The sequence below is a fragment of the uncultured Campylobacter sp. genome (assembly GCF_938045405.1).
In the GTDB taxonomy this organism is placed as follows: Bacteria; Campylobacterota; Campylobacteria; order Campylobacterales; family Campylobacteraceae; genus Campylobacter_B.
Genome location: NZ_CALIMW010000081.1, coordinates 1 through 1,123, shown reverse-complemented (window position 1 = coordinate 1,123; position 1,123 = coordinate 1). Strand labels below are relative to the sequence as shown.

The 1,123-nt window shown below is 38.5% G+C and carries 2 protein-coding genes; both read left to right on the top strand.

Features of this window, described 5'->3' with window-relative positions; translation table 11 throughout:
- The first annotated feature begins 158 nt into the window (after window positions 1-158).
- The gene (locus tag Q0140_RS03110; protein WP_297961755.1) at window positions 159-455 is read left to right on the top strand and encodes a hypothetical protein; all 297 of its coding nucleotides are present in this window, start codon (window positions 159-161) and stop codon (window positions 453-455) included.
- A 399-nt stretch (window positions 456-854) separates the two neighbouring features.
- A complete protein-coding gene (locus Q0140_RS03105) occupies window positions 855-998 on the top strand; it encodes a hypothetical protein (protein WP_297961752.1) in 144 nt (47 codons plus the stop codon).
- The last annotated feature ends 125 nt before the right edge of the window (window positions 999-1,123 follow it).

Below are 1,123 nucleotides of genomic sequence, written 5' to 3'. Positions count from 1 at the left end.
AAAGACGTGGTCGTAAATCCATTCGAAAATCTTTAAATTTTAGCGGTACAAAGCCGCTAAAATTCCCCCTATTTTAAACTCTAAATTTTAAAATTTAAGCCCGCTCTTATATATATATATATATATAATTCCACCTATATTTTTTCAAAGGAGAAATTATGGCAGAGAATGAACATCCGGATCATTTAATGTGCCCATTTTGTGGCAAAGACGACATCAAATACGGAGCAATCGTATGCGGTGGGTGCCAGGCGGAGATCTCTTATAGTAGAGCATGGATAAAGACACTTCTTGGTTCTATAGTTTGGCTTTGGTTTATAGGAACTTTTACTAAAGATAGCGGTACAATATTTTACTTCGTCTTAGCTATAGGAGTTATAGGTATAATTGCTTCTATTTTTATGGCGCGAGATCACAGTCCACAATTTAATAGGATTATGAAGCACGTTAATTAGTCTATGTCGCCGTCCGTTGACAGATAAATTTTTGTAATTCTCTGATTAAATTTAAATTTGGGAGAATTACGCTACTTAAATTTTAAAAGATAGATTATGAATTTTCTCTAGGTTTCCTTGCTGGTAGTGGCGTTTTTGATGGGCTTGCAGCCGCGGTTATCGTTTTTATTCCGGGCTTTATAGTGTTTTGCATTGCAAAGGCATTTTTAGAAGGCTTGACTTCTAGCGTAAATAATAGATTTATTGCGTCTGTCGTACTAATTGTGGGAGGTTTAGTTCTAGGGTATTTAGCGGGTGCTTCCGTATATGAAAGTGAGCAGGCAAAAGATGCTGAGCGCGAAGTGCAGAAGCAACAAAGTATGACGCAGCAAGATAAACTATTATATCAAACGCAGTCTGATGTTCGGTGGCTACGGCGTGGCAATCGACGGTAAGTGGGGCAAAAAAACTATGCAAGCGTCACAGAAATATTCGGGCTCGTCCGCAACCTCGATCGACGAACTTTATGAGGCGGTCAGGACTAAAAAAGAGGGCAAAAGATAAAATTTAAATCGCAAGCCAAACCCCGCACTAAATTCTTAAATTTACTCGCTTTATATACGTCTTATCGGACGCCTCAAAACATATTGCGCCGCTTGTAAAATTTCTTAAGTTTGCTTGGGGCGTAA